This window comes from Pseudomarimonas arenosa, assembly GCF_014841215.1.
Lineage (GTDB): Bacteria > Pseudomonadota > Gammaproteobacteria > Xanthomonadales > Xanthomonadaceae > Pseudomarimonas > Pseudomarimonas arenosa.
Map to the genome: position 1 here is coordinate 1 of NZ_JACYTR010000048.1, position 24,928 is coordinate 24,928.

24 protein-coding genes are annotated in these 24,928 nt (G+C 63.8%); 11 read left to right on the top strand and 13 right to left on the bottom strand.

The window, feature by feature from the left end; translation table 11 throughout:
• Nucleotides 1–217: 217 nt before the first annotated feature.
• The 7 genes from folC (at nucleotide 218) to IFO71_RS16410 (ending at nucleotide 8,204) form a co-directional block, all read left to right on the top strand.
• Nucleotides 218–1,501, top strand: a complete 1,284-nt coding sequence (folC, locus tag IFO71_RS16380; protein ID WP_332309394.1) for a bifunctional tetrahydrofolate synthase/dihydrofolate synthase — start codon at nucleotides 218–220, stop codon at nucleotides 1,499–1,501.
• Nucleotides 1,502–1,661: 160 nt separating this feature from the next.
• Nucleotides 1,662–2,663, top strand: a complete 1,002-nt coding sequence (locus IFO71_RS22345) for an SPOR domain-containing protein (protein WP_192030741.1) — start codon at nucleotides 1,662–1,664, stop codon at nucleotides 2,661–2,663.
• A 20-nt stretch (nucleotides 2,664–2,683) separates the two neighbouring features.
• On the top strand, nucleotides 2,684–3,223 hold the full coding sequence (locus IFO71_RS16390) for a CvpA family protein (RefSeq protein WP_192030742.1): 540 nt from the start codon (nucleotides 2,684–2,686) through the stop codon (nucleotides 3,221–3,223).
• Nucleotides 3,224–3,302: 79 nt separating this feature from the next.
• Nucleotides 3,303–4,787, top strand: a complete 1,485-nt coding sequence (gene purF, locus IFO71_RS16395) for an amidophosphoribosyltransferase (RefSeq protein WP_192030743.1) — start codon at nucleotides 3,303–3,305, stop codon at nucleotides 4,785–4,787.
• A 26-nt stretch (nucleotides 4,788–4,813) separates the two neighbouring features.
• Entirely contained in the window at nucleotides 4,814–5,614 is an 801-nt protein-coding gene (locus IFO71_RS16400) for a ferritin-like domain-containing protein (protein WP_192030744.1), read from the top strand.
• The gene (locus IFO71_RS16405) at nucleotides 5,611–6,789 is read left to right on the top strand and encodes a hypothetical protein (protein ID WP_192030745.1); all 1,179 of its coding nucleotides are present in this window, start codon (nucleotides 5,611–5,613) and stop codon (nucleotides 6,787–6,789) included. Before IFO71_RS16400 ends, IFO71_RS16405 begins: the two co-directional genes overlap by 4 nt.
• Nucleotides 6,786–8,204: a hypothetical protein gene (locus tag IFO71_RS16410; protein WP_192030746.1), complete on the top strand. Its 1,419-nt coding sequence runs from the start codon at nucleotides 6,786–6,788 to the stop codon at nucleotides 8,202–8,204. The genes IFO71_RS16405 and IFO71_RS16410 overlap by 4 nt, the downstream gene beginning before the upstream one ends.
• On the opposite strand, the gene IFO71_RS16415 is transcribed toward IFO71_RS16410, so the two are convergent.
• From IFO71_RS16415 to IFO71_RS16425, 3 genes are read right to left on the bottom strand one after another with little or no spacing between them, the layout of a single operon-like run.
• Nucleotides 8,174–9,310 carry a glycosyltransferase gene (locus tag IFO71_RS16415; RefSeq protein ID WP_332309395.1) on the bottom strand — a complete coding sequence of 379 codons (1,137 nt, stop codon included), beginning with the start codon at nucleotides 9,308–9,310 and terminating at the stop codon, nucleotides 8,174–8,176. The genes IFO71_RS16410 and IFO71_RS16415 overlap by 31 nt on opposite strands.
• Nucleotides 9,311–9,316: 6 nt before the next feature.
• The gene (locus IFO71_RS16420) at nucleotides 9,317–9,721 is read right to left on the bottom strand and encodes a DUF2304 domain-containing protein (RefSeq protein WP_192030748.1); all 405 of its coding nucleotides are present in this window, start codon (nucleotides 9,719–9,721) and stop codon (nucleotides 9,317–9,319) included.
• A gap of 8 nt (nucleotides 9,722–9,729) precedes the next feature.
• Entirely contained in the window at nucleotides 9,730–10,437 is a 708-nt protein-coding gene (locus IFO71_RS16425) for a glycosyltransferase family 2 protein (RefSeq protein WP_332309396.1), read from the bottom strand.
• Nucleotides 10,438–10,578: 141 nt separating this feature from the next.
• On the opposite strand from IFO71_RS16425, the gene IFO71_RS16430 reads away from it, so the two are divergent.
• The 4 genes from IFO71_RS16430 (at nucleotide 10,579) to pip (ending at nucleotide 14,375) form a co-directional block, all read left to right on the top strand.
• On the top strand, nucleotides 10,579–11,442 hold the full coding sequence (locus IFO71_RS16430; RefSeq protein ID WP_192030750.1) for a dockerin type I domain-containing protein: 864 nt from the start codon (nucleotides 10,579–10,581) through the stop codon (nucleotides 11,440–11,442).
• 29 nt (nucleotides 11,443–11,471) lie between these two features.
• Nucleotides 11,472–11,963, top strand: a complete 492-nt coding sequence (locus tag IFO71_RS16435; RefSeq protein ID WP_192030751.1) for a hypothetical protein — start codon at nucleotides 11,472–11,474, stop codon at nucleotides 11,961–11,963.
• A gap of 34 nt (nucleotides 11,964–11,997) precedes the next feature.
• The gene (locus IFO71_RS16440) at nucleotides 11,998–13,221 is read left to right on the top strand and encodes a hypothetical protein (RefSeq protein WP_192030752.1); all 1,224 of its coding nucleotides are present in this window, start codon (nucleotides 11,998–12,000) and stop codon (nucleotides 13,219–13,221) included.
• A 197-nt stretch (nucleotides 13,222–13,418) separates the two neighbouring features.
• Nucleotides 13,419–14,375, top strand: coding sequence for a prolyl aminopeptidase (pip, locus tag IFO71_RS16445; protein ID WP_192030753.1), 957 nt, complete (start codon nucleotides 13,419–13,421; stop codon nucleotides 14,373–14,375).
• Between the two features lie 109 nt (nucleotides 14,376–14,484).
• On the opposite strand, the gene IFO71_RS16450 is transcribed toward pip, so the two are convergent.
• From IFO71_RS16450 to ccoO, 10 genes are all read right to left on the bottom strand, one after another.
• A complete protein-coding gene (locus IFO71_RS16450; RefSeq protein WP_192030754.1) occupies nucleotides 14,485–17,082 on the bottom strand; it encodes a TonB-dependent receptor plug domain-containing protein in 2,598 nt (865 codons plus the stop codon).
• 411 nt (nucleotides 17,083–17,493) lie between these two features.
• Nucleotides 17,494–18,216 carry a sulfite exporter TauE/SafE family protein gene (locus IFO71_RS16455; RefSeq protein ID WP_192030755.1) on the bottom strand — a complete coding sequence of 241 codons (723 nt, stop codon included), beginning with the start codon at nucleotides 18,214–18,216 and terminating at the stop codon, nucleotides 17,494–17,496.
• Nucleotides 18,209–18,376 (bottom strand): cbb3-type cytochrome oxidase assembly protein CcoS, encoded by a 168-nt coding sequence (gene ccoS / locus IFO71_RS16460; protein WP_192030756.1) that lies wholly within the window; start codon nucleotides 18,374–18,376, stop codon nucleotides 18,209–18,211. Before ccoS ends, IFO71_RS16455 begins: the two co-directional genes overlap by 8 nt.
• Before the next feature lie 2 nt (nucleotides 18,377–18,378).
• Nucleotides 18,379–20,853, bottom strand: a complete 2,475-nt coding sequence (locus tag IFO71_RS16465) for a heavy metal translocating P-type ATPase (RefSeq protein ID WP_192030757.1) — start codon at nucleotides 20,851–20,853, stop codon at nucleotides 18,379–18,381.
• Nucleotides 20,846–21,340 carry a FixH family protein gene (locus IFO71_RS16470; RefSeq protein ID WP_192030758.1) on the bottom strand — a complete coding sequence of 165 codons (495 nt, stop codon included), beginning with the start codon at nucleotides 21,338–21,340 and terminating at the stop codon, nucleotides 20,846–20,848. Before IFO71_RS16470 ends, IFO71_RS16465 begins: the two co-directional genes overlap by 8 nt.
• Nucleotides 21,337–22,887, bottom strand: coding sequence for a 4Fe-4S dicluster domain-containing protein (locus IFO71_RS16475; RefSeq protein WP_192030759.1), 1,551 nt, complete (start codon nucleotides 22,885–22,887; stop codon nucleotides 21,337–21,339). Before IFO71_RS16475 ends, IFO71_RS16470 begins: the two co-directional genes overlap by 4 nt.
• Nucleotides 22,887–23,189 (bottom strand): hypothetical protein, encoded by a 303-nt coding sequence (locus IFO71_RS16480; RefSeq protein WP_225444718.1) that lies wholly within the window; start codon nucleotides 23,187–23,189, stop codon nucleotides 22,887–22,889. The genes IFO71_RS16475 and IFO71_RS16480 overlap by 1 nt, the downstream gene beginning before the upstream one ends.
• Nucleotides 23,186–24,100, bottom strand: a complete 915-nt coding sequence (gene ccoP, locus IFO71_RS16485; protein WP_192030760.1) for a cytochrome-c oxidase, cbb3-type subunit III — start codon at nucleotides 24,098–24,100, stop codon at nucleotides 23,186–23,188. The genes IFO71_RS16480 and ccoP overlap by 4 nt, the downstream gene beginning before the upstream one ends.
• A complete protein-coding gene (locus tag IFO71_RS16490) occupies nucleotides 24,097–24,261 on the bottom strand; it encodes a cbb3-type cytochrome oxidase subunit 3 (protein ID WP_192030761.1) in 165 nt (54 codons plus the stop codon). The genes ccoP and IFO71_RS16490 overlap by 4 nt, the downstream gene beginning before the upstream one ends.
• Nucleotides 24,258–24,902 carry a cytochrome-c oxidase, cbb3-type subunit II gene (ccoO, locus tag IFO71_RS16495; RefSeq protein WP_192030762.1) on the bottom strand — a complete coding sequence of 215 codons (645 nt, stop codon included), beginning with the start codon at nucleotides 24,900–24,902 and terminating at the stop codon, nucleotides 24,258–24,260. The genes IFO71_RS16490 and ccoO overlap by 4 nt, the downstream gene beginning before the upstream one ends.
• Nucleotides 24,903–24,928: the final 26 nt, after the last annotated feature.

Here is a 24,928-nt window from a genome sequence, read left to right on the forward strand (position 1 = left end):
AGCTACGCGGGACTGCGTCCCGATCTCGCCCAAGTGGGCCCACCACTTGGGCTCGTCGCGCCTTGCACTCGACGCAAAGTCCTCGGTGATCATCCGCGCCCCCTCATGAAATATCCGGGCTAATACACCCGGCTTGCGTGCGACGATGTCGCATCGCATGCTTGCCTTGAAACAGAATGCGCATCCGCCCATCCCATCGCCGTTCGGAGTGCCCGACGTGAGTGACGGCCGTCCGCCGAGAACATTGAACGATTGGCTGAGTTATCAGCAGCAGACCCATCCCGACGCCATCGCGCTCGGCCTGGAGCGGGTGCAGACGATTTGGCAACGGCTGCAAGCTGGCGCCGTGGCGCAGCGGGTCATCACGGTGGCCGGCACCAATGGCAAGGGCTCGACCGCCGCCATGCTGGAGGCGCTGGGTCGGCACGCCGGCTGGAAAGTCGGCTTGTACACCTCGCCGCATCTGCTGCGCTACAACGAACGGGTACGCGTGGCCGGTGAATCGGTGAGCGACGCCGCGTTGATCGACGCATTCGAGCGCATCGAAGCGGCTCGTGGCGAACTGCCGCTGACCTTCTTCGAGTGGGGCACCTTGGCTGCGCTGCTGGTGTTTGCCGAGTCCAAGCTTGACTTGGCAGTGCTGGAGGTCGGTCTCGGTGGCCGGCTCGATGCGGTGAATATCATTGATGCCGATGTCGCCGTGGTGACGACGGTCGCGCTCGACCATATGGACCTGCTCGGCGGCGATCGCGAATCGATTGGGCGCGAGAAGGTCGGCATTGCCCGGGCCCACAAGCCCTTGGTGCTGGGCGAGTTGGATCCGCCGGACAGTCTGCTGAAGGCGGCCCAGCGACTGGGCGCCAAATTGATACGACGCGGCCGTGAGTTCGATTGCGAGCAGCGTCTGGGTGGGCGCTGGCAGTATCGCCAGGAGAACCTCAAGTTCGATCTGCCCTGGCCCACTCTGGTCGCGCCCTGCCAGATGAGCAATGCGGCCACCGCCCTGGTCGCCATTCGCTGCCTGCAGCCGATCGATCAGACCATCGCCGCGGCGGCCTTGGCCGACGTGCAGTTACCCGGACGCATGCAGCGCCTGCAACGTGAGTGTGAGCTGCTGCTCGACGTGGCGCACAATCCGCAGGCCGTTCAGCAGCTCGCCCGCTGGCTCGGCAGCAACCGGGCCGTTGGCGCCACCCACGCCGTGTTCGCCTGTCTGGCCGACAAGGACGCTCCGGCCTTGGTAGCGCCGCTGATGTCCCTGGTCGACGCCTGGCATCTGGCGGGGCTGCCCGATGCTGGCGCCCGTGCACACCCGATCGCCGAAGCCTGGCCCAAGGTGGCGGGGCTGTTGTCGCGCAGTCTGGTCGATCATCACCCGACCGTGGCCGAAGCGCTGCAGGTGGCGCGTGAGCGTGCCGCGCCGGGCGATCGCATCGTGATTTACGGCTCCTTCCATACCGTGGCCAAGGCCATGCAGGAATTGTCCGTCCCCGGGCAGTGACTGCGCGTCGCGCGACAACCAGCATCGCCCGGATGCGCCGAATCAACCCTGCCAGGTCGCAGGATCAGACTGAATCGCTGCCTACCTTGGCAAATCCGGCACGGAGCTGGCTTGCCGAAGGCCGTATAATCCGCGCCCAGCGCTCGCATACCGGATGCTCATGGATCAAGCACTGAAGCAACGCCTGATAGGCGCCGCCGTTCTGGTGGCGCTTGCCGTCATCTTTGTGCCCCTGCTGCTGGATGTGCCCGAGCAGGCGCCACCGGCTAGCACACTGCCGTTGGACATGCCCGCGACGCCGAACTCCGAGCTGCACACGCGCAAGATTCCGCTCGACCTGCCACCGCCGGGCGTCGTGGGCGATACCGATTCGGCGGCTGAAAATGGGCCGCCGCCAGCGCCAGCAGACCCCAATCAAGTCGTGACGGTGGATGCCGACAACGCCAAACCGCGCGCGGTCGAACCCGGTCAGGGGCCGTCAGCGCCGCCCGAAACACCAGCGGCGGTGATCGCCGCAGAACAGCCTCAGCCCGCGCCACCCGGCCGTGAGGTCGCCACGGCGCCGCGCCCCGCCGCCGAGGTGCCGCCTCCGCCGCAGCCTCCGGCGCCGCCGGTGGCGGCGTCAGCACCGTCCAATACTGCACCGGCCAGTGCTCAGGTGGCAGGGCGCTACTTCATCAATCTCGGTAGTTTTGGCAATCGACAGAATGCCGAGGGTCTGCGGCAGCGTCTGCAGGGCCGTGGTGTGAATGTACTGGTGGAACAAGTCAGCCTGTCGAGCGGTCCGGCGCAACGGCTGCGCGCGGGCCCCTATCGCAGCCGGGCCGACGCTGAGAAAGCCATGCTGACCCTGGCACGTGCCGAGCCCGGCAACGCCTTCGCTGTGGTGGAACTGGATGCTGAGGAAGCGCCAGCCGCCGTCCGTCGAGGCGCCTTCGCGGTGCAAGTGGGGGCGCTGAAGGATGAAGCCGAGGCCAATGCGCTGCGCGATCGACTGCGTGGTGCGGGCTACGCGGCCTATGTTGCTCGTGCGCAGACCGACGCTGGCGTTCTGTGGCGGGTGCGGGCCGGGCCTGAGCTCAATCGCGATCGGGCCAATCAGGTGCGCGACGAGCTGAAGAGCAAACTGCAATTGGATGGCATGGTGGTAAGTCATCCGTGATCAGTCGCTTCTAGCAAGCCATGCCATGGCTGGACATCATTCTACTTGGCGCCTTGCTGGTCTCGGCCTTGCTGGGCCTGTGGCGCGGCTTGATCGTCGAGGTGATGTCCCTGTTGTCCTGGGCTGCTGCCTTCATCATGGCGGTGCTGTTTGGTGCACAGTTGGAGCCGATGTTAAGTGGTGTGATCGAGGCGGCGGGGCTGCGAACGGCGGTCGCCCACATCGGCATCTTCTTGCTCACTCTGGTGGCTGGCGGCGCCTTGACCTGGCTGCTGTCACGGCTGATCGAGAAGACTGGCCTGTCAGGAACCGATCGGATGCTGGGCTTGGGCTTCGGTCTGCTGCGTGGCGCCGCCTTCGGCATTGCCTGTGTGCTGGTGCTGGGTTTGACGCCGGTGCCGCAAAGTCCGGCCTGGTCGCAGTCGACCATGGTGGGCGTGTTGATGCCAGGCGCCGAATGGCTGCGACAGCAGCTGCCTTCCAGCGTGGCTGAGAGAGTCAGCTGGCAGGCCCAGGCGGCGGAAGAGGTGCCTGAAGTTGAGACCGGTCGGCAGAACTGAACAAATGCGTTGGCGGGCATGGCGGCCCGGCAACTAGGATTAAGATCGTAGGGGACGCGAGTCCCGAGAGAGGCAAAACATGTGCGGCATCATCGGAATCGTCAGTCGCTCGGAAGTGGCCGGGCCGCTGTATGACGGACTCACTGTGCTGCAGCATCGCGGTCAGGATGCGGCGGGTATCGCCACCGCGGACGGTAACAAGATCCGCGTCCACAAGGGCACCGGACTGGTCAAGGACGTGTTCGACGAAGCCGCGATGCGTCTGCTGCGCGGACAAGTCGGCATCGCCCACTGCCGCTACCCGACCGCCGGCTCGGAAGGTTCCGATGAGGCCCAGCCGTTCTACGTCAACTCGCCGTTTGGCATTGCCTTGGCCCACAACGGCAATCTGACCAATACCGAATCCCTGCGTCGGCAAGTGTTCGAGCAGGATCGGCGCAACATCAATACCGAGTCGGACTCCGAAGTGCTGCTGAATGTGTTTGCCCATGAACTCGATGCGCGCAAGCAGCTGAGCCCCGAGGCGGCCATGGATGCCGTGACCCATGTGCATCGGCGCTGCACCGGTGGTTATGCCGTCGTGGCCCAGGTGCTGGGTCTCGGCCTGGTGGCATTTCGCGACCCCAATGGCATACGCCCCTTGGTGCTGGGCAAGCGCAGCGGCCCGGATGGCGACGAATGGGCGGTGGCCTCGGAGTCGGTGGCGCTTGATCTGATCGGCTTCGCTCGCCAGCGCGATGTTGCGCCCGGCGAGGCGGTGGTGATCACCGAGTCTGGTCAGATGCACAGTCGGCCGATGGCCAATCCAGGCCCGCACCGTCCCTGCGTATTCGAATACGTGTACTTCGCTCGTCCTGATTCGATGATGGACGAGATCAATGTGCACAAAGCGCGCATGCGGATGGGGGTGAAACTGGGTGAGAAGATTCTGCGGCTGCGCCCCGATCACGATATCGATACGGTGATCCCGATTCCTGATTCCTCACGCGATGCCGCGCTGGAAGTGGCAAACGTGCTGGGCGTTAAGTACCGCGAAGGCTTTATCAAGAACCGCTACGTCGGCCGCACCTTCATCATGCCGGGGCAGGGGCAGCGGGTGAAGTCGGTGCGCCGCAAGCTGAATCCGATTCCGCTGGAGTTCCGCAGCCGGGTGGTGTTGCTGGTCGATGACTCGATCGTGCGCGGCACCACCAGCCAGCAGATCGTGCAGATGGCCCGCGAGGCCGGCGCCAGCAAGGTCTACCTGGCCTCGGCGGCGCCGCCGGTGCGATTTCCGAATATCTATGGCATCGACATGCCGTCGGCCAGCGAACTGGTGGCGTACAACCGCAGTGAGGAAGAAATCCAGGCGGTACTGGGCTGTGACTGGTTGATCTATCAGGATCTCGCCGATCTGGAAGACGCAGTGGCCGGCCCCAAGCGGCAAGGCATGCGCTTCGATACCTCGTGCTTTTCCGGCGAATACGTCACTGGGGTCGAACAGGATTACTTTGAGCGCCTGCAGCAACAGCGCGCCGACGCGATCAAGGAGGATCGGCGGCAAGCCACTCGGCGCACCGGTTGAGCGCATCGGCCTGTCGTTCCGTAACAATGAGCGAGCTACGAGCGCAGGCGGTCGCGCTGCTGGCCGAGTCAGATCCTGAGCTTAAGGCGCTGGGTTCTCAGCGTCTTTACCGCCAGCTCTGCAAGGGCGAGATTGCTATTGACCCAGCGGCTGCGCCTGCCACTCCGGCGGCGGCCGGACGGCCGCAGCGGCCACCGCTGGTAGAGCCGCGACGGCTGACTTCGCGCGGACTCGGCTCGGTGGAAGGACGACAAGCCTTCGTTCACGCCATCGCCCATATCGAATTCAATGCGATCAATCTGGCCTGGGATGCGGTGCAGCGGTTCTCCGGCATGCCCGAGCAGTTCTATCGCGACTGGGCGCGCGTAGCCGACGACGAATCACGGCACTTCCTGATGCTGCGCGGACGATTGCGTGAGATCGGTGCCGATTATGGGGATTTCTCGGCCCATAACGGGCTGTGGGAGATGGCGGAAAAGACCGCCCATAGCTGCACCGACCGCATGGCCCTGGTGCCGCGTGTGCTGGAAGCTCGTGGTCTTGATGTCACCCCTGGCATGATCATCAAGCTCAGGCACTTGGAAGACCATGTCACAGCCGATATCCTGCAGATCATCCTTAACGAGGAAGTTGATCACGTGGCTATCGGCACTCGCTGGTACCTTTGGTGTTGTCAGCGTGATGGCCTCGATCCCGAAGCACATTTCTTCAGCCTGGTCAGCCAGCACGCCCTGGCGGCCATCCGCTCGCCGTTCAACGACGATGCGCGGCGTGAGGCGGGCTTCAGCGAGGGTGAACTGGCTTGGATCAACGCGCAGGCCAGGTGAGCAGGCGGTTTCGGCGCTGGGGGGCGTTCGGTCTCTGGTCGATTGGCACCGTTGCCTTGTTGATCGCCTTCAGCGGCACGCGCACGCTGGCCTGGTCGCCGACCGTCGCACCGTTGCCGATTACCTGGCTGCAGGCCGATTCGCCATCGGTGAAACTGCTGCGCCAGGGCGACGCCTGGGAGATGCGTGCCGATCCCGGCGTTTCGATGGCGGTGGCCAGTCACACACCCAAGGCGCTCAACGCCGACGACTATCGCTATCTCGAACTCAAGGTCGGTGAGCTCGATCCGCTGTTTCGCCTTGCCTTGTTGTGGCAAGCGGAAGAACGCTGGCATTCGCAGCCGCTGCCGCGCACCCTGGGTTCGATTACCGTAATGGATCTGCAGCGAGTGCCGGAATGGCAGGGGCGGGTGCAACGCATCGGCGTGGTGTTGTTGCCCAACGATTACGTCAGTGCCCAGGTGTTGCCGCCGCTGAGCGCGCGGATCGACGGCGTCAGCCTGCATGGCGAGCGAGTGGATCTGGCGCTGCGCTCCTTGGCCAGCTGGTGGTTGTCCTTGCGGCCCTGGAATGGGCGCAGCAATCACTCGGCAGGCTCTGAGCTGGGTTTGCAGAAGGAGCCGTCGTTGACCCTGTTTGTCGCCCTCGCCTTGGGCTGGGCGATGCTCTGCGGGGTGCTGGTCAGCACTGCGCGGCAGCGTCTTCTGTGGCGGATGTTGACCTTGCACTTGGCTGTGCTGGGCGCCTGGCAAGCCACTCAGCTGAGCATTCGCGCCTACCGGGCGGCGGTTGCCGCGCAGTACGCCGAGCCAGAGCGGGGCTGGCCTTTGGCGGCCTTGCCCGCCGCCGCCCAGGATGCCTGGAAACTGTCCTCATTGCTGCGTGACACTGCGCCGAAACGAATGGTGGTGTGGAGCCAGTCGGAATTCCTGGCTGAGTATCCGGTATGGCTGCTGCGAGAATTCAACGTCGGCACACTGGGCAAACCGGCCCAGTTGCCTGAACTGCTGCGCGCCTGGGTGGAGCCTGTGGTGGTGCTGGCCGGCGATGAGGGCTGGGGTTATCGCGCGGACACCCGTCAGCTCGAATTTGATCAGCTCCGATTGGATGCGCAGCCGATCTTTCAGGGCCAGGTGCTGAGTGCATTCGTGCTGCGAGGTGGCCGTTCGCCATGATCGAACTGGGCCTGGCGTTGCTGATTCTCACCTCTGCAACCTTACTCGCGTATCTGCTGTTGGCTGGCCTGTTCTCGGCAGACCCGGCGGTCGGCGGGGTGCCGGCGCGGCTGGGAGAGGCCTATCTTCTGGCCGTGCTCGGCGGCGGAGTCGGGTTGAGCTTGCTAGGCGAGGCGCTGATCCCCGGGCCCTCCGGCTTGTTCGTGCTGACTGGGGTGGCGGTTCTGTTTCTGGTGTCGACGCTGACCAGGGCTTCTGGCCGGCAGCGAGTCAAGCTGTTTGTCGGTCGAGCCCGCTGGCGACCTTCCTGGCCGGCCCTGCTTGGAGCCGCCCTGCTGCTGATCATCGGCATCCAGGCCCTGTCATTGCCGACCCTGACCTGGGATGCCTGGAACACCTGGTTGGCCAAATCCAAGGCCTGGGTACACGCTGGCCAGTTTGTCAGCGTGCTGCCGATCGAGGCTTGGTTGGGAGCGTCGGATCCTCAATCGATTCACGTGGTCGCGCATGTCTATCCGGAAGCCCTGCCGCGCAGCGTGGCCTTTCTGGTGGCTGCCACCGGAGACTGGAGCGACCGTATCGCGCATCTGCCCTGGCCGCTGCTCTGGCTCGCCCTGGGCGGCGTGATGTGGGGCGGACTCGCGGCTCTGAGCTTGGACCGACGTGCCCGCAGCCTGATCTGCCTGGGATTGCTCACCCTGCCCCTGGTCACCGCTCATGCCAGTCTGGCCGGCTATGCCGACCTGTGGCTGAGCGCCGTGCTGTTGGCGGCGGCAGTCCCTGCAATGCGCTACTTCCTGCGGCGCCAGCGGCGTGAGCTCTGCCATGCCCTGCTGTTCGTCGCTTTGCTGCCGGCGGTCAAGCAGGAGGGCGGCATCTACGCCGGGCTGTTCTTGATCGCCTTGTTGCTGGCGCATTTGCCCTGGCGTCATGGACTGTTGCTGCTGGTCGTCGCGCCCTTGCTGGTGACAGCGTTGATCTATCTGACTCCGGTTTCCGTGCCAATTCCGGGTGTAGGTTGGCTGCGGCTGGCCTGGGGCAGTGTGGAAGTGCCCGATGCCTGGCATATGGCGCTGTTCTGGCGACCGGTCAGCGTCACCGTACTTAGCTCATTGTTCCTGCTGCCGAACTGGTCGCTGTTGTGGTACCTGACACCGGTTCTGTTGATATGGCGTTTCCGAACTCTGGCAGCGGCGCCGACGCGCTTCCTGTTTCTCCTGTTTGCCTTGAGCGCACAGTTTCACTTTGTGTTGTTCTTCTTTACCGATGCTTCCGCCTGGGCGCAGGACCTGACCAGCCTGAACCGCTTGTTGCTGCACACCGCGGCGATTCAGGTCTTGCTGCTGGCTGCCCTGGGCTGGCAACGCAGCCGGTGCTACGGACGCTACACGCGCCCCGAGCTGGCCAGTAGCTGACCATACACATCGCTGATCGACTGCCCCACCGGGTCGAACCGGTAGTTCGCCTCGAAGCGGCCTCGGCCGGCCTGACCGAGTTGTGCGCGCAGATCCGGCCGCTCACGCAGCAGGGCCAAGGCCTCGGCCAGTGAGTCTGGGTCGCCAGGCGACACCAGCAACCCGGTTTGTTGATCCTGCACCACCTCGGTCATGCCGCTGCCCGGCACGGCCGAGGCAACCACAGGTTTGCCGGCGCGCATGGCTTCCAGCAGCACCAGGCCGAAGGCTTCGGCGCGATCGAGGCTGGGCAGGCAAAACACGTCGCAGGCCCGATAGGCCGCTTCGATCTGCGGGTCATCAAGGTGGCCGGTCATGCGCACACGCTCATGCAGACCCAGCGCCGCGATGCGGGCGGCGAGGGCCGTCCTGCGTTCGCCTTCACCGATCAGCAGCAGCTGTACGTCCGCTGTGCGCGCTACTGCGTCGAGCAGGGTTTCGAAGCCCTTGTAATAGCTCAGTCGACCGACCGCCAGCAGCTTGAGCTGATCGTGGTTCGGCCAGTCTGGCGGCGCGCTTTCGGGCCTTTCCGCTTCAAGCCCGAGCGGAATCACGGCGCAGCGATCGCGGTGTGCCGACAGCGTGGCGCTGGCGTCGAGATAGGTCTGCGAGCTAACCACAATGGTCGCAGCGCGGCGCAACAATTGCTGTTCGAATTGCGCATACGGGCGATAGGCCAGACGCATGCGCCAGCTGGGATGATCGTGGGGCACGTCGGCATGCCAATGCACGACCCAGGGCAGTGATCGCGCCGCTGCGCTGAACAGGGCGCAGAACGCCCAGGGGTTGGGCATGTGGATATGCAGCAGATCGGGCCGAACCTCGCGCAATGTGCGCGCAAAGGCCACTGGCCACTGCGGCGAAATCGGCACGAACAGCAATTCGCCGAACGCCCGCACCCGCCGAATCGGTAGCGTGTCCTGCGTGTCGGGCGTGTGCGGCTTGTGGTGAACCAGTACCGTGCTTTCCAACCCGCTGCGCGACTGCCAGCTGACCAGCTGGCTCAAGAAACGTTCGATTCCACCTGCGGCCGGAGGGAAATATTTCCCCAGATGCAAGACGCGCAATTCGGCTTAACCCGCGGCGCGCTGGTTGCGGTCGACGCCGGAATTGTCTGTTGGTCTGCCCTTCCAGTCAGGATCGGCAGTGCCCAGCTGAGCGCTGCGCATCTCCTGTTCGAGAATTGCCAACTTCTGAGTCAGTCGACGCAGGCGCCGTTCCTTGCGCGCCAACTCGAGGTCGTTCAACAGCAACTTGATCAGAATGCCAATGACCGCCAGCATTACCAGGAGTATCGGCGGGTACTGCACGCCGAACATCTGACCGAGCCGGTCGACCAGGCGCGGATACAGTCCAAAACCGAGAGCGGCGCCTGCCACCATCAGCCAGAAGATTGCCTGAATGCCGTGCAGCTGATCGCGCCGCACCAAATAAAGAATGCTGCCAGCCAGCACAACCCCCAGCAGGGCGGCGGTCATCGATAAACTCAAACTGAAATCTCGTTCTGGAGGGCTTTTGCCGTCGGCCAGCGGCCTACCCGGGCCAGGCACAGCAAGGTTGTCTGGGCCATATAGCCGGCAACGATAAACCAAGACGCGAAAACGCGCGAGCGCCCGTCATGCCGCGGGTGCATGGTGACCGGCACCTCGCGGATGCTGAGGCCGTAGCGACGGGCGAGCAACAGCACGCCGACATCCTGATAGTCGAGCAAGGTCGCCTCGGCTGAAGCCAACACCCGAATGGCACGTCGTGAATACAGGCGAAAGCCCGAGGTGAGATCCTCCACCCGCAGTCCGGAAAGCGCGCGAAACCAGTGCCAGGCCAGCTGACGCGACCTACTCAGTCGCTTCGGAAAGGTGCCAATAATCACATCAGCCGAGGAGCGTAGCTGCGCTGCGGTCAGATCGGGGATGCTTTGCGGATCATGCTGGCCGTCGGCGTCCAGGGTGATGACCCGGTCATAGCCATGGCGCAAGGCAAACCGGAGGCCGGCCTGGGTCGCTCCCCAGGCGCCGAGCTGCAGCGGCAGCTCCAGCACCTCGGCACCGGCAGCGCGGGCGATGGCGGCCGTCTGATCGGTACTGGCATCCGACACCACCAGCACACAATCGCGGGGTGCAGAGCGTAAGTGTTTGAGCAATATGCCGATTGACCCTTCTTCGTTGAAGGCCGGAATAACGTACAAGGTCTTCACCGGCTTCAGCGGCTCGATTTTCGTTCGGCGAGAGTGGGACGATTTTGGCATGACCTGCGTATGATACTGGCAACGGGGGAATGGGCGGACTGCACATCGCGGTTCTGCCCCCGATCATCGCCTTGAAAGAGGACAAAGCAAATGAAGTCGAATCTGAAACTCGCAGCGCTGGGCCTGATGGCGCTGGGTCTGACCGCTGGTCAAGCCGAGGCCTGCTCAACCGGTGCCTGGTCTGACACATCCGGCGCAGTGCTTGCCGGTGGCCCGACCGACCCGGATCCGGGCCTCCAGGGAGTGCTGAAACTGCGTGGTGCCTGCGGCCTGCAAACGCCGGCGAGCGGCGTGGCTTATGTCGAAGAGTCAGTCAACCATGCGGCCGAAGGCGGTACGTCGCCCTACCACGCGCGCTTCTTCGTGCACACTGGCGGCTCCTCGGCCACCATCTTCCAGGCCTTTCCGTCGGACGTGAGCGGCACCCCGGTGGTTTCGATCGCTTATGACTCTGTCGACCAGAACTTCGACTTCAACGTCAATGGCGGCACGCTGTCGACCGCCGCCGGCTCGGCGCCGGCCAACCGCTGGGTCGCCGTGTATTTCACCTACGACGCCAGCACCTCGTTCACTGCTGCCACCCGCACCGGACGTGTGCGTTCGGAAGCTACCGGCTCGGTGACCCCGGGCGCGGCCACCATTGAGGCCGTGCGTCTGGGCCAGCTCGCTGGCGGTGGCACCGGCGTGTTCAACTTCGATGAGTTCGAGTCGTCGCGCGCGGCCTCCGTTCCCTCGGGTCCGGACGGCCCGTTCACCATGGTTTGCAACGGCGACGCCAATGGCAGCGGCACCATCACCGCTGCTGATCGCGCAGCCATCACCGCCGAAATCGCGGGTACGGCCGCCTCCGGTCAGACCGACTGCAATGAGAATGGCTCGGTGACCGCCGGTGATCGCGCCTGCGTGACCAACCTGATCGGCACCTTGGCCGATTGCACCTCGGGCACTTTCTAAGCAGACGTATTTGGATCAGGAGATTGAAAATGAACGTTAAGAACCTATGCGTCGCTTCAAGTGGTCTGGCAGCCTTGTTGCTGGCCGGTTCCGCCAGTGCCGGTGAGTGGGTGCTGTCGGTCGATCCGCAGGGCGGCAATCGCGTGGAAGTGTTCGCCACTTTCCACGGCGACGGTGCGACTGAAGAAGCCCAGCTCGACGTCAAGCTCAACGGCGCCTTCGCTGTGGAAAGCGTCGAAAAGCTGATTCCGGGCAGCGTCTGCGTCGCCTCGGTCGAGAAGAACATTCTGCGCGCCGTTCCGCCCAGTGGCGCGGGCGTCGGCCTGCCCAAGGGCGCCCACGACACCTGCGTCTTTACCCTGCGTTTCCTGCAGAAGTCGATGGTAGCTGACTTCAGCAGCCAATTTGATGTATCTTTCACCGAGTGTGCCTCGTCCAAGGGGATAGATGTTTCCTGCACGAGTGCAGTGAAGCAGCTGAAGGGCACCGGGCGCGGTACGGATAAGACCGCAGAAAAATGATGATTGCCTCATCGATTTCATGGAGTGACTACCAATGATGGTGAAACGCACCCTGTTGTGTGCCGCGCTCGGCATGCTGATGTCTCCGCTGGCGTTTGCCGGCAACTACACTGCCACTGGGTCGGGCGACCCGGGCGGCAGCGGCAACCTTGTAGTGACCTTCGCTGGTGACGGCGCGACCGTCGACACCGAAGTCACCTTTACCTACGACAACACCAATATCACCCTGGGTGCAGGTGTTGCGTCGAACGGCGCTCTCTGCCTGAGCCCGAGCGCCACCTCGATCCGCGTCGTGCCCCCGTCTGGTGGTGCGACCCCGCTCACCAGCACGCAAACCACCTACTGCACCTACCCGGTGACCGTGGGCGGTGCTGCCCCGGCGGGTCTGGTGGCCTTCAACACCATGGCTATTGAGTGTTCGAACGCGATGGCCGGCAGCGAAACCTGCACCGTCAGCGCGGGCGCCGGCTTCACCGTCACCAACAACGTGCCGCCGACCATTGGCGCCGGTGCGTTCGTCGCGGGTTCGCCGTCGGGTACCGAAGGTGTCGTGACTGCGATCGGCAACATCAACTTCCCGATCACCTCGCCGGCCGGCGGTTCGAACACGGGATCGGTGCAGTGCGCCGACGCCGCAGGCGGCCCGACCTTCAGCTTCACGCCGTCGACCGCCGTGACGGTGGACTCGTCCACCGTCAGCCCGGTGAGCATCGGCGTCAGCTGCCCGCTCAGCCCGAACGGCGGTGGCGCGGTGAATGGTGATGCGACCTGTACGGTAACCGACTCGGCCGGCACCCGTATGGAGACCATCTCCATCGATTGCCCAGAAGGTGCAATGGCCATGGGTCCGACCCTGACTCCGCAGGCCACCACCAACATCAATCTGCCAGTGGCCTTGGTTGGTTCGCAGTCGAACACCTCGATTGTGTTCACTGCAGGCAACGACGGTAACGCCGGTCAGTCTACCCCGCTGAACTGCACCGCCACCGCACCGGCCACGATCGTGTCGGGCGGTTCGCAGAGCGTGATGACCGGCAGCCAGCCGGCTCCGGTGGTGGCTGGAATCGTACTGACTGGAGCAGCTCAGGTAGGCACCGTGACCTGTAACGGCACCGTCTACACCCTGAACGCGCCGGCCGGTGTGGTGTTCGTGCCGCCCACGGTCATCCCGGCTTCGTCCTTCTGGTCGCAGCTGTCGCTGATTGCCCTGTTCGCCGCCCTGGGTGGTCTGTTCGTCGCCTTCCGTCGCAACGCCTAATCGGCTAGCACATCGGAAGAGAGATCAAGGGGCGCTTCGGCGCCCCTTTTTCTTTAGTGCGTGGCAAGGAGCACGGCAGGTGTAAGGTCTCCGGCGCCTGAAGCTCGGAATCGGTAGTGAGCGCAGATTGCCAGCTTGGGGCCTGAGTCACCCAGCGGGTACGATGTGAAAGTCTTTCGCCAATGGAGTGGTTACTGATGGAACGCCGAGTCTTGTATCCCGCGATTGAGCCCTACGACCATGGCTACCTCCAGGTCGATGATCGGCACAGCCTGTACTACGAGCAGTGCGGCAATCCGCAGGGCAAGCCGGTGCTCATGGTGCACGGTGGTCCAGGCGGCGGCTGCAGCGACAATATGCGGCGTTTTCACGACGCGGGGAAATATCGGATCATCCTGCTCGACCAGCGCGGCGCCGGGCGTTCGCGGCCGCATGCCGACCTGGTGAACAACACCACCTGGCATCTGGTGGCGGATATCGAGGCCCTGCGGAATCATCTGGGGGTCAGTCGCTGGCAGGTATTTGGTGGCTCCTGGGGCTCCACCCTGGCCCTGGCCTACGCTCAGAAGCATCCCGAGGTGGTCACCGAATTGGTGCTGCGCGGCATCTTCATGCTAAGGCGGTGGGAACTGGAATGGTTCTATCAAGAGGGGGCGTCACGCCTCTATCCCGATGCCTGGGAGCACTATCTGAAGCCCATTCCCATGGTGGAGCGCGCCGACTTGATCTCAGCCTACCACCGCCGTCTGACCTCTGACGACGGCGAAGTGCGCGTGGCAGCGGCGCGTGCCTGGTCGGTCTGGGAGGGCGCGACCAGTTTTCTGCATCAGGATCCGAACTTCATGCAGGCGCATGATGCCGACCATTTTGCGTTGGCCTTTGCCCGCATCGAGTGCCACTACTTCGTCAACGGTGGCTTCTTCGAAGTCGAGGATCAGCTGCTGCGCGATGTCGATCGTATTCGACATATCCCTGCTGTGATTGTGCACGGGCGCTACGACGTGGTCTGTCCGATCCAGAGCGCATGGGATCTGCACCGGGTCTGGCCGGAGGCGGAACTGGTGGTGGTGGGAGATGCTGGGCACTCGGCATTTGAACCGGGCAATGCCGACGCCCTGATTCGTGCCACAGATCGTTTCGCTCGCGATCGCTGAGTGATTGCCAGCAGGTAATCATCGCCGGCAATGGGAAAACGGCGGCCATGGCCGCCGTTTTCGTTCAATGCCTGGGAAATTGCCCAGGCAACAGCCGGGCCATTGACCTTTAGAACTTGTACCCCAGACGCACGTAGTAGAAGCCGCCATTGAAGCCATAGGGGGTCAGTGGCGGGTACTCGGCACCGACAACGGCTTCGCCGTACGGGTTCTTTTCCGGGTACTTGTCGAACAGATTCTGCGCGCCGGCCTTCACGTACAGTCCGTTGTCGAAGTTGTAGCCGACTTCGGCATCGACCAGGAAGGCACTGTCGCCGTAGATCGGCAGGCAGTCCGGGCCCACAACGCAGCCGCTGTCGACGTGATCTTCGTAGAACGAGCCGTAGTAGTTCAGTCGCAACAGGCCGTTCCAGCCGCCCCAGTCCTGATTGATGGTGAAGCTGCCCTTGGTGCTGGGCAGGGCGTCTTCCAGGATCTGGACTCGTGCCTCGCCGATGATGGCGGGGGTGAACTTGTCGACTTCGGTGTCATTCCAGTTCATCGCCAGAGCGTAGGTGGTGTCGCCGCCGAAATGATTGGCGAAGTAGTTGGCCACCAGATCGACACCCTGGGTGGTGGTGTCGAAGTCATTGATGAAGAAGCGCACCGAGTTCAGCGAAATCGCCTCGGCCACGCCCTGTTCCACCAGCGCGGCACGATCGGCATCGGTCAGGTCGAAATTGGTGCTTTGAGCGATGCGGTCTTCAACCTCGATGCGGTAGTAGTCGGCGGTGATCTGCCAGTCGTTGTCGGCATACACCAGACCAAACGAGAAGTTAGTCGACTCCTCCGGCTGCAGTGGCTGGCCGCCAAAACGCTGAGCGATCGGATTAGTGGGAGGCAAGGTGGCGGTATCGCGCAGTTCACCGTTGATGAATTGCGTCGTTACTGCACGGACGTTGGACTGGCCCGGGGTTGGCGCACGGAAACCGGTGCTGACTGCGCCACGCAGGGCCCAGGCATCGTTCAGCTGGTAGCGAGTGGTGAGCTTCCAGTTGGTGGTCGTGCCGAAGTCTTCAAAATCTTCAAATCGCAGCGCTGCCGCCATCATGAAGTCTTCGGTGAAGGAGGCTTCGGTGTCGACGTAGGCGGCGTAGTTGCTGCGGCTGTGCACGCCAGCATCGCGCGGGCTGAATCCGGGGAAGCCGTTGGAGCCGATCAGGAAGCCCTGCGAGGCCAGGGGCCCGATCTCAAACGAAGCCTGATCGCCATTTTTGATCTCGAACTCTTCCTCACGCCATTCAAGGCCGAGGGCGACATTCAGCGGGTAGGCGGTGAACGAGGTATCGAAGCCCTTGCTGAAGTCCGCATTGAAGGTGCGCTCGGTCTGAATATACGAGCCCGGACGGAAGAAATTGCCCGCCGGCTGATTCGGGCCCAGCGAGGCGTTGACGGTGTTGAACATGTAGAAATCGACTTCGCTTTGCCCGTGTGAGGCGCTGAAGTCATAGCGCCAGCCATTGCTGAATTCACCACGGGTTCCGCCTACGATCGAGGCATCGCGCACCTGGCCGCCGAAACGCGGGGTGAAGCCTCCCGGGAAGTCGGAGAAGAAGGTGTAGCAGTTGGCCGGCAGTGCGCCGACCGCGGCATTCACCGTGTTGAACGGAAGCAGGGCGCCATTGGCATCGACCAGGGCAATGCTCGGGCAGCCGGCGCCGGTCAGATCACCGATCAGAAGGGTCTCGCCACCGTCGCCGGAGAACACGCCGGCACGACTGGCTGGGTTGCGGTAGTAGAAGCCGCCGTCGACATCGCGGGATGCGTAATTGCCGAACAGATAGAAATCATTGGTATCGCCGACCAGGCCGATATTCACCGTCGACTTGAAGTCGCGATTGACGTCGGGTGAACCCCAGATCTGCGCCGGGTTGGGCACGAAGGGATTGCCAGTGGCGGCGACTGCGGCAGCATCGCCGCGCTGCACGCTGCGCGAGGTGGGATCAGCCTGACGCCATTCAAAGGCAAAGGTGGCGTACCCGGCATCGGTCAACGGGAAGCCGAACAGGCTGGCGGCCTGCTGGGTCTGGCCATCGCCTTCGAAATGCTCGCCGCCAAAAATTTCTACCTGGCCGCCTTCGGCCTTCTTCTTCAGGTTGAAATTGATCACGCCGGCAATGGCATCTGAACCATATTGCGCGGCAGCGCCATCGCGCAGCACCTCGACCTGCTCCAGGGCGATCGACGGAATCACTGACAAATCAGGCCCTTGCGAGCCGTCGGCCAGGCCACTGCCGAGAAATGAGATCACCGCCGAGCGATGGCGTCGCTTGCCGTTGACCAGGACCAGGGTGCTGTCCGGCGGCAGGCCGCGCAGATTGGCTGGGCGCACCAGGGTGGCCGCATCGCTGATCGGCTGGGTGTTGACGTTCAGGGAAGGCACCACGGTGCGCATCTGGTCGAGCACGTCAGTGAGACCCTGGTTGTGCATTTCGCTGCCGCCAATGATGTCGATCGGCACGGCGCTCTGGTTCTCCGAGCGCGGTTGGCCGCGCGAGCCCAGCGAGGACTTCACCACCACGGTTTCCAGCGAGACATCGTCGTCTTCCGCATCGTCCTGTGCCACCGCGGCCTGGCTCAAAGCCAGGGCGGCAAAGCCCATCATTGCCCAGCGAATGCCCAGGGCCAGTGGTTTCTTTTTTCCTACTTGATATGTAGCTGCTTTCATAACGAATCGTTCCCCAAGATAGGCGCACGGCGCTCAACGCGCAAAACACGCACAATCACTCCCGTCGGCAGGCCGTGCACCGCCGGTGGTCTACTGCAATCGATTGTGTCCCGAAGTGCCGAGTCTGGCGGCCCCGTGTGCCAATCGTGCGCGCCTATCAGGTCACCTTTGGTGGTTGTCTGTCAACCAAATCGACTGTTCTGAGCGGAGGTCGCGTATCAGAAGGAATTCGTAGTTGTCGGTCGATCACCGCACTATCGGTTCGGCGAGGGTCCAACGACGCAGCCTAGGGATAAGCTGCTCGCGAGCGGCGCCCACCCGGGCCCGTCAAAAGGTACGAGCTCGAATGGCTGCGTGCTGGACGGAAGGTTCGGACTTCGAGCCGTCCCAGCAGAATATTCAGCCGACCGATCAGGGGCCGATCAGGCTGCGGCAGCCCAGGGCCAGTAACAGCTGATGAATCGCCGCGTGCTGACTTAACAGAGGCGCCGTGGCCGTTACCAGCCCGCTGATCAGCAACACGGCAGCCAGCGTTTGCCGATGCCCGCCGCGCAGCAGGGTGCCGATTCGGCTGCCGCTGTAGGTCAGCGGCAGCATGGTCACCCAGGTGCCGAGACCAAAGCTGAGCATGATCAAGGCCCCTTGCAGGGCATCGACGCTGAGCCAGGCTGCCACCAGCAAGGTGGCACTCAATCCGCAGGGTAACCATCCCCAGAGTGCGCCCAGCAGCAGCTGACGCGTCACCGTGGTGGCTGGCAGCACTGCCGAGGTCATCGGGCGAAGGCTGAGCCAGAGCCGGCTGCCCATACCGCCCAAGCCAAAGCTGAGTCGGGGCGCCAGAATGCGCAGGGCGGCTATGACCAACACTGCGCCGACCAGAATACGCATGCCGTGCTGCAAGGCGCTGAGGCGACTGATCTGCACCAGCCCGGCACCCAGTCCTCCGGCCAGTGCGCCGGCCAGGGCGTAGCCGCCGATCCGGCCAAGATTCAGCGCCAGGGCCGATTGACCGGCGCGTGATCGCTCGAAACCGGCCGCCACGCCGGTGGCGATCCCGCCACACATGGCAGCGCAATGAAAGGCGCCGAGCAGGCCCGACAGAAAGGCCCCGCCGATGACCAACCAGTCAATCATGCGTGTGCTCAGCCGAGGGCGCGGATTCGTCTGCCAGCACGTCCAGTGCCGGCGTATCCAGATCGTCAAATTGCCCGCGCCGCGCTGCCCAGACGAACGCGGTGACGGCGATGCCGAGCAACAGCAGACTGATCGGAATCAACACCAGCAAGATGCGCATGCTTACCTCGTCGGTTGCGGACAGACGCCGCCGGCGGCTGAGCCTTTCTGTACGAATGAGGCCCTGGGTGAAGCCGTTTGTTCGTCGAAGCAAGGGGCGGGGTCACGGGCCAGACGCAGCGCGTTCAGGGTGACCGCCATCGATGACAGGGTCATCCCCAGCGCAGCCAGCCACGGCTCGACCCAGCCGGCCATGGCAAACGGCAGGCATAGCAGATTGTAGGCCACAGCCCAGGTCAAGTTCTGGCGCATGATGCGGCGACTGCGGCGGGCGATGCTCAGTGCTTCGGGTAGTCGAAGCAGCAGGTTATGCTGCAATACCCAGTCGGCGGAACGATGGGCAAGTGCGGCACCTTGGCCCATGGCCAGAGATACGTGGGCGTGGGCCAGTACCGGCGCGTCATTGATACCGTCGCCGACCATCCACACATGCTTGCCTGCGGCCTGTAGGGTCTGCAGTTGCTGCAGCTTGGCTTCGGGGCTCATCCGTGCCTGCCAATCAGCGATGCCGAGCTCCTTAGCTACCGCTTTCACCCGAGGCGCCGAATCGCCACTGAGGATGGCGACCGGCAGGCCTTGCGCGCGGATGGCAAGGATGGCCGAGCGGGCATCGCCACGCAGGGCATCGTCGATCTCGAAACGCGCCAATGCCTGACCGCGCTGATCACCCAGCCATAGCGCACCGTCATCGTCCTGCTCGGGCACGCTGAAACTGCTGCGGCCCAGGCGATAGCGGTGGCCGGCCACGTCACCTTCGACGCCCAGTCCGGCCAGCGCGCGCAACTGAGTGGCAGGCGGCGTGGTCGTTGCGATCGGGCCGAAGGCCTGCGCCAGAGGATGATGGGCTGCGCGCTCCAACGCGGCGGCGATGGCCAGCAGCTCGGTCTGCGATCGCCCCTGGAAACACTGGATCGATTGCAGGCGCGGTCTGCCTTCGGTCAGCGTACCGGTCTTGTCAATCAACAGCTGATCGACCTCGGCCAGTCGTTCCAGCGCATTCTCGCCAATCGCCAGCAGGCCACGCCGAGCGAGCGATGCGTGGGCACTGACCAGGGCGGTGGGAACTGCCAGTGATAGTGCGCAGGGACAGCTGATCACCAGCACGGCCAGACTGATCTCCAGCACCCGACTCGGATCGATCTGCCACCAGACCAATGCCGTTGCCAGCGTGGCCAACAACAGCCCGAGGACAAAGCGATGCGCCACGCGATCAGCCCATTGCGCCAACCGTGGCTTGTCGGCCTGGGCACGCTCCACCGCACGCAGCAGTTCGGCAATGCGTGTCTGGCTGCCCAGTCGGGTCACTTCGATCTGAACGGGGCGTTCCACTGCGACACTGCCGGCCAGGGCCGTGTCACCGGCAGGGCGACGCACCGGCAGAGACTCGCCGCTGAGCAGGGCCTCATTCAATGCGGCCTCACCCAGCAGGCGGCCATCGGCCGGCAGGGTGCTGCCGGCGCTAACCTGTAGGCGGTCACCAAGCTTGAGTGCGGTCAGGGGAACGGTCTGCTCTTTGCCGTCAGGGTCGATGCGAGTGGCCAGGGCCGGCTGTGCTTGAGCCAGTCGTTCCACCAGGGCACTGGCGCGCTGTCGCGCCAGCCGCTCCAGGCTGCGTGCGGCGAGCAGGAAGAACACGAACATGACGGCTGCATCGAACCAGACATGCGGGCCAGCGCGCAGGGTTTCGATCGTGCTGGCTGCCCAGGCGATCAGGACTGCGCTGCTGACCAGGGTATCCATACCCAGCCGGGCCTGGCGCAGTTCGCGCCAGGCGCCGTGCAGGAAGGGCCAGCCGGAGAAGAACACCACCGGCGTGCTGATCAGCCAGGTGATCCAGCGGAAGAAATCCCGTGTGGCGGGCTCCATGCTGCGATCAAAGTCGAGGTATAGGGCTTCGGCCAGCATCATTGCCTGCATCGCGCCGAGCGCTGCTACGCCCAGCCGCATGATCAGCAACCGCCGCGCCTTCAGTTGGGCCGCTTCCCGCGCTGGGTCGGGGCCCAGACTGACTCGGTAACCGAGGCCGGTCAGACGTCCCAGTAATTCGCTGAGTGGGCGTTGGCGCTGATCCCAGCGCAGCCGGATACGGCCGCTGATGGCGTTGGCGTGGACCTCCTCGACCCCGGCTTCGCGCCGCAGTACGCGGTCGATCAGCCAGGCACAGGCGGCACAGTGCATGTCGTCCGAAATCAGACTGATCTCACGCAGGCCGTCTGCTCGTTGCAGACTGTAGGTGTCGAGCACGTCGCTGCGATCCCAATGACCGAGCGACTCAGCCTGAACCCGTGCGCCGCGATTGCTGCGCAGGCGGTAGTAGTCGCCCAGGCCTTGATCGCGAATGAATTCGGCCGCGGCCAGACAGCCGCTGCAGCAGAACAGTCGGTCGCCCTCGCCGCAGGCGGCCACCTGGGCGCGAACTGGCACCTGCGGCAGGGCTTCGCCGCAGTGGAAGCAGTCCTGGGCGGGCAGTTCAGCCATCACTGAAGCGTGGCGTTAAGGTGGCGAAGCCGCGAGACTTGTTGAGTTCGCCATCGAGGCGCCAGCGGCCGGCTTGATCAGCCAGCTGAATCTGCCAGGCGATGTGCGGGTCGATCACGGCCGCCGTCGTCCAGCGCCCATCAAGCGGCTGCAGGCTGAGTTGATGATCCTGAGCGGCATCGGTGGGATGGCTCAGGCGCAGACTCAGGGGCTGATCCGTGGGCCAGCGGCCGCCCAGTTCCACCACCACATCGCGTTCCGACACCACCAGGCTGGCGCTCAAGCCGAGGCGGCGCGCTTCGTGGTCGGCGCTGACGTCGGTCTGCTGAACTTGCGCCATGCGCGATACCTGGTCGATCACCTGATCGCTGCCGCCGGCCTGAATGGCAATGGCCAGGGTTGAGAGGCCGGCGATCACGGTGGCCAGGGGAACGCCCCATACCAGGTACACCATCGGCTCTTGAAACCAGGGGCGAGTGGCGCTCATTGCTTTTCCTCCGGCGCGAAGAAGCGCGAAACATGGGTGGTGCCAACGCTTTTGTCATCCAGCGACTGCACCCGAATCTCGACGTCGTGGCGGCCGCGCAGGGTGCTGGAACGCAGAGTCAGCGGCTCGTTCAAGACCTGTTCGGCAGCGGCGTCGAGTATCAGCGGCGCGCCGACGATCTCCAGCTGATCTGTACCAACCACCTCGATCTGATAGCGATGCGCGCGGCCTTGCTTGTTGACGATCTTCAGTGTGTAACCGTTTTCGATCGCGCCATCGGCGGTTTCGCGGTACAAGGCATTGCGGTCGCGCAGCACGTCGACGATCAGTGGCGCGCGGTTCATCACGCCGATCGCCCAGCCGATGATGAACAGGCCGAGCAAGCTGCCGTAGATCAGCACCCGGGGCCGCAACACACGCGTCTGGCGGCCATCGATGGCGTTCTGTGAGGTATAGCGAATCAGGCCGCGCGGGTAATTGAGCTTGTCCATCACGCCATCGCAGGCATCGATGCAGGCGCCGCAGGCGATGCACTCGTATTGCAGCCCGTTGCGGATATCGATTCCCGTGGGGCAAACCTGCACGCACAGGGTGCAGTCGATGCAGTCGCCGAGATCATCCGGCGTCAGATCGCGACCGCGATGACCGACGCCGGAAGGGTCCAGTGCGCCGGTGGTGACGCGTGCCGCCACTTGCGCATCGGCCGCGCTGCGTGCCTGGGCGGCGCGTATCACCTCATCATGCGCCTCATCGCCACCGAGCAGGCCGCGGGCGCGCTGCAGAACGCTGGCCAGGGTGCCACGCTTGCGTGCACCGCGCGGTTCACCGCGCATCGGGTCATAGCTGATGATCAGAGTGTTGCGGTCGAACATCGCGCTTTGAAAACGCGCGTAGGGACACATGTACTTGCAGACCTGTTCGCGCAGCACTCCCGCGTTGCCCCAGGTGGCCAGCGAATAGAACAGGACCCAGAACCATTCCCAACCACCCCATTCAAGACTGAACAGACGCAGGCCGAGGTCGTGGATAGGAGTAAAGAAGCCGACGAAGGTAAAGCCGGTCCACAGCGCGAACAGCAACCAAAGTGAATGTTTAGCCAGCTTGCGGCGGATCTTCTCGGCAGTCCAGGGACCGGCATCGAGCTTCATCCGCTTGTGGCGATCGCCCTCGGTCCAGTGCTCCATCCACAGAAACACCTCGGTCCAAACCGTTTGTGGGCAGGCATAACCACACCATAGGCGCCCAGCCATCGCGGTGAAGAAAAACAGCGACAGACCGGCGATCATCAATAGCAGGGCCAGAAAGATGAAGTCCTGCGGCCAGAAGTTCAGCCCGAAAACGTAGAACTTTCGGGCTGGCAGATCGAACAGCACGGCCTGTCGACCGTCCCAGCTCAGCCAGGGAAACAGGTAATACATGCCGAGCAGCCAGATCACCGCCAGGGTGCGCAGGCGCTGGAAGCGGCCGCTTACCTCGCGTGGATACACCTTGCGCTCTGACACATACATGGCGCCCTCATCCAGCGCGCTGGCGATTGTCTTGGCCATCAGCGTTCCGGCGGCAACGGGTGGTTGAAGCGGCTGGAGGGCCGCAGCAGAATCCAGGTGAACAGGCTCGATGCCGATGTGGCCAGCCAGAACATGAAGAAACCGATGGTGTAGCCGGCTTCGCGGCTGATTTCCCAGTCGACAAAGCTGATATCACGCAGTTCCAGCGGGTCGATGAAGGCGAAGAACACCATGGTGCAGACGCCGGCAGCAAAAAAGCTTGGCCAGAGAATCGCCCCCACCCGCTGCGCCAGCGGGCGCGGCGGGTGATCGAACGGCAGCGGCGACCTGAGTTCGCTCATGGCGCGCCTGCTTGTTCCCCGTCGGTGCTGCGCTTGGACAAGGACCACACCCATGCCCCGACCAGGCGTGCCCGCGTCTCACCGATCAGCTCCTTGTGCGCTGGCATGTTGCCTGCACGCCCCTGCACGATGGCAGTGCGGATGGCGTCGAAATCGCTGCCATACAGCCAGATGTCATCGGTCAGGTCGGGGGCGCCCAGAGCGGGATTGCCCCGGCCATTGGCGCCATGGCAGGCCGCGCACACCGTCTCGAAGCGTGGCTTGCCACGTGCTGCCAGCGCCGGGTCGACCTTGGTGCCGGACAGGCTTTGCGCGTAGACCGCGGTTTCCAACACTGCTTGATCGCTGCCGAGTACCGCGGCCATCGGTGGCATCGCTGCCTGCCGACCTTCAAGGATGCTGGTCAGAATGGTCTGTGGATCGCCGCCCCATTGCCAGCTGTGATCGGCAAGATTGGGAAAACCCTTGGCGCCGCGCGCATCCGATCCATGGCAGGTGGCACAGTTGGCGGCGAACACCGAGCGTCCGTATTCGACGGCTTTGGAATTGCTGGCCAGAGCATCGATCGACATGCCATCGAATGGTGACAGCGCTGCGGCGACCTTGGCATCCTCGATTTCGCGTTCCTGATCATGCTGTTTGGTTGAGCTCCAGCCACCGTAGCCATCGAAGCTGCCCAGGCCGGGATACCAGGCCAAGTAGCCGATGGTGAACACGATGGTGATATAGAACAGATTGATCCACCACTTCGGTAGCGGCTTGTTGTATTCGCGAATGTCGCCGTCCCAGACGTGGCCGGTGGTTTCCGGCTCGCCCGGTCGGCGCTTGGAGGTCCACCACAGCAGCCAGACGCAGCCGATGATGTTGATGACAACCAGCACGACAATAAAGATGGTCCAGAAGCTGCTCATGAGCGGCCCTCGTTGGTATGGGTAGCGTGGCGGCCCGGTTCATCGTCGAGCGGCAGTCGGGCGGCGGCATCCAGCGCGGGCTTGCGTTTGGCCCCCCACAGCCAGAACCAACCGCCGACGAAGGCGATCAACAGGATCGCGGTGATGATTCCTTGAATCATGGCTGACCACCTCCTGCCACTTCAGTGTCGCGCTCACCGGGGCGCGGCGCGTGCTTGCCAAGGCCCTGCAAGTAGGCGACCAAGGCATCCATCTCGGTTTTGTTCTCGACTGCCGCTGCGGCGCCGGCAATATCCTCGTCGCTGTACGGGTCACCCAGTGCCTTCAGTGCCTGCATGCGCGCCACCACGCCGGCCGAATCGATCTTGCCCTTCTCCAGCCAGGGATAGCCCGGCATGTTCGATTCCGGCACCACATCGCGCGGATTGATCAGGTGCACACGGTGCCAGTCGTCGGAGTAGCGGCCGCCAACCCGAGCCAGATCTGGCCCGGTGCGCTTGCTGCCCCATTGAAACGGTCGGTCGTAGACCGACTCGCCGGCCAGCGAATAGTGGCCATAACGTGCGGTTTCGAAACGCAGTGTGCGCACCATCTGTGAATGGCAGCCGTAGCAGCCCTCGCGGACATAGATATCGCGACCAGCCAACTGCAGCGCAGGGTAGGGCTTGACGCCCGGGGTCGGCTTGATCGCCTCGGCCTGAAACATCAGCGGCACGATCTCGGCCAGACCGCCAAAGCTGATCACCACGGCGATCAGGATGCCCATCAGGGCTACGTTCTTTTCAAGTTTCTCGTGACTCATGGTCGAATCCTCGTGTTCAGTGCGTG

Bases quoted from the DNA above. Each gene is read 5' to 3' on its own strand.
- IFO71_RS22345 (WP_192030741.1), top strand. From the start codon at position 1,662: ATGGATCAAGCACTGAAGCAACGCCTGATAGGCGCCGCCGTTCTGGTG.
- IFO71_RS16390 (WP_192030742.1), top strand. From the start codon at position 2,684: ATGCCATGGCTGGACATCATTCTACTTGGCGCCTTGCTGGTCTCGGCC.
- purF (WP_192030743.1), top strand. From the start codon at position 3,303: ATGTGCGGCATCATCGGAATCGTCAGTCGCTCGGAAGTGGCCGGGCCG.
- IFO71_RS16400 (WP_192030744.1), top strand. From the start codon at position 4,814: ATGAGCGAGCTACGAGCGCAGGCGGTCGCGCTGCTGGCCGAGTCAGAT.
- IFO71_RS16410 (WP_192030746.1), top strand. From the start codon at position 6,786: ATGATCGAACTGGGCCTGGCGTTGCTGATTCTCACCTCTGCAACCTTA.
- IFO71_RS16420 (WP_192030748.1), bottom strand. From the start codon at position 9,721: ATGACCGCCGCCCTGCTGGGGGTTGTGCTGGCTGGCAGCATTCTTTAT.
- IFO71_RS16430 (WP_192030750.1), top strand. From the start codon at position 10,579: ATGAAGTCGAATCTGAAACTCGCAGCGCTGGGCCTGATGGCGCTGGGT.
- IFO71_RS16435 (WP_192030751.1), top strand. From the start codon at position 11,472: ATGAACGTTAAGAACCTATGCGTCGCTTCAAGTGGTCTGGCAGCCTTG.
- IFO71_RS16440 (WP_192030752.1), top strand. From the start codon at position 11,998: ATGATGGTGAAACGCACCCTGTTGTGTGCCGCGCTCGGCATGCTGATG.
- pip (WP_192030753.1), top strand. From the start codon at position 13,419: ATGGAACGCCGAGTCTTGTATCCCGCGATTGAGCCCTACGACCATGGC.
- IFO71_RS16450 (WP_192030754.1), bottom strand. From the start codon at position 17,082: ATGAAAGCAGCTACATATCAAGTAGGAAAAAAGAAACCACTGGCCCTG.
- IFO71_RS16455 (WP_192030755.1), bottom strand. From the start codon at position 18,216: ATGATTGACTGGTTGGTCATCGGCGGGGCCTTTCTGTCGGGCCTGCTC.
- ccoS (WP_192030756.1), bottom strand. From the start codon at position 18,376: ATGCGCATCTTGCTGGTGTTGATTCCGATCAGTCTGCTGTTGCTCGGC.
- IFO71_RS16465 (WP_192030757.1), bottom strand. From the start codon at position 20,853: ATGGCTGAACTGCCCGCCCAGGACTGCTTCCACTGCGGCGAAGCCCTG.
- IFO71_RS16470 (WP_192030758.1), bottom strand. From the start codon at position 21,340: ATGAGCGCCACTCGCCCCTGGTTTCAAGAGCCGATGGTGTACCTGGTA.
- IFO71_RS16475 (WP_192030759.1), bottom strand. From the start codon at position 22,887: ATGGCCAAGACAATCGCCAGCGCGCTGGATGAGGGCGCCATGTATGTG.
- IFO71_RS16480 (WP_225444718.1), bottom strand. From the start codon at position 23,189: ATGAGCGAACTCAGGTCGCCGCTGCCGTTCGATCACCCGCCGCGCCCG.
- ccoP (WP_192030760.1), bottom strand. From the start codon at position 24,100: ATGAGCAGCTTCTGGACCATCTTTATTGTCGTGCTGGTTGTCATCAAC.
- IFO71_RS16490 (WP_192030761.1), bottom strand. From the start codon at position 24,261: ATGATTCAAGGAATCATCACCGCGATCCTGTTGATCGCCTTCGTCGGC.
- ccoO (WP_192030762.1), bottom strand. From the start codon at position 24,902: ATGAGTCACGAGAAACTTGAAAAGAACGTAGCCCTGATGGGCATCCTG.